Genomic DNA, 1,529 nt, shown 5'->3' with positions numbered 1-1,529 from the left:
GCGCTGCCTGTCAAGTCAAGTGAGACATGATCGGGTTATGCGGTCTGTTCCACCGTGTCTGTCTCGGCCTGGGGCTCGTTGATCCATGCCGTGGCCGGTAGTTTCGGTGGTCGGGGGCGCTGGCCGAACCGTTCGGGATGACGTGCGTACGCCTCGGCCAGCGTGACAGCTCGGTGCTGTCGAACGAGGTCGGCGGTGCCGAAGTGGACCGAGGCCGGCGTGTGCAGGCCAAGGCCAGAATGCCGGTGATCATGGTTGTAGTAGGCAAAAAACGCCTCGCACCACTCGCGGGCATCGGCCAGGCCGGTGAAGCGGTCGGGGTAGTCCCAGGTGTACTTGATCGTCTTGAACTGCGCCTCACTGTAAGGGTTGTCGTTGGACACACGCGGCCGGGAATGGCTGCGCAGCACGCCGAGATCGGCCAGTAGGCCGGCGACGGGTTTGGAGGTCATCGACGTGCCCCGATCGGCGTGCACGGTGTGCGGCACAAGGCCGTTACGGTCGATCGCTGAAGCGATCAACTCCGCGGCCAGCCGGGAATCCTCGGCCGAGGCGACCGTCCAGCCGACCACGTAGCGGCTGTAGATGTCGAGGATGACGTAGAGGTGATACCAGATTCCCTTATCCGGTCCCCGGAGTTTGGTGATGTCCCAGGACCACACCTGCGACGGGGCATCGGCCATCAGCTCGGGTTTCACCTTGGGCGGGTGCGTGGCCTGGCGGCGCCGTTCCCCGGTTTGCCCGGCATCCCGCAGGATCCGGTACATCGTGGACTCCGAACACCAGTAGCGGCCGGCATCCAGTTCACGAGCCCACACCTGGGCCGGGGCGAGATTGACGTAGTCGGGGCGGTTGAGCAGATCCAGCACCGCCTGCCGCTCGGTCGAGCTCAACGCTGATGCCGGTGTTGGTCGCGGCGCGCGCACGACAGGCCGGTTCGGAGTGAGGTGACGGTAGTGCGTGGCACGGGACCTGCCGATCAACCCGCAGGCGAGGGTGGTGCCCAACTGGGGTTGCACACCAGCGAAAGCCTCGTCGAGGGCGTGGTCGACGGCGTCGTTTAGTCCGCGCTCTCGGCAAGCAGTTGCAAGAGCGCGTGTGCTTTTCCCATGACCTCCAACGCGGCCTTGTTCGCCGCCAGGTCCCGTTCCAGGCGCTCGACCTTGCGCCGCAGGGTTTCGTTGTCCACCTCGGCTGCGGACTTCTTGGGCCGGACCGCGGTGGTGCGTTTGTCCGCCAACGCGGTCAGCGCGCCGGCGTCACGGGCACGACGCCACTCGATCACGTGGGAGGAGTAGAGCTTCTCCCGGCGCAGGATCGCGCCTTTCCCGCCGTCGGGGGTGGCGTCGTACTCGGCCACGATCCGCAGCTTGTACTCCGGGGAGAACTGCCGCCGGGTGGGTTTGGCGGCCGGGTTGGGCTGCTGTGGTTGGTGCTGGTTGGTGCTGGTCATGAACGGGTGGGGCTCCTGTCTCGCCTTCGTAGTCTAACCCGACAAAGCGGGTGTCTCACCCAAGACTGACAGAGAG

Annotated in this window: 2 protein-coding genes; both read right to left on the bottom strand. The window is 65.9% G+C overall.

Going from position 1 to position 1,529, the window contains the following annotated elements:
* Positions 1-35: 35 nt before the first annotated feature.
* On the bottom strand, positions 36-1,019 hold the full coding sequence (locus tag F0L68_RS39380; RefSeq protein WP_149855029.1) for an IS3 family transposase: 984 nt from the start codon (positions 1,017-1,019) through the stop codon (positions 36-38).
* Between the two features lie 41 nt (positions 1,020-1,060).
* Entirely contained in the window at positions 1,061-1,453 is a 393-nt protein-coding gene (locus tag F0L68_RS39375) for a transposase (protein WP_149855028.1), read from the bottom strand.
* Between the last annotated feature and the right edge of the window lie 76 nt (positions 1,454-1,529).

The sequence above is a fragment of the Solihabitans fulvus genome, assembly GCF_008386585.1.
Taxonomy (GTDB): Bacteria; Actinomycetota; Actinomycetes; order Mycobacteriales; family Pseudonocardiaceae; genus Solihabitans; species Solihabitans fulvus.
This window is presented reverse-complemented; position numbering and strand designations above follow the sequence as displayed.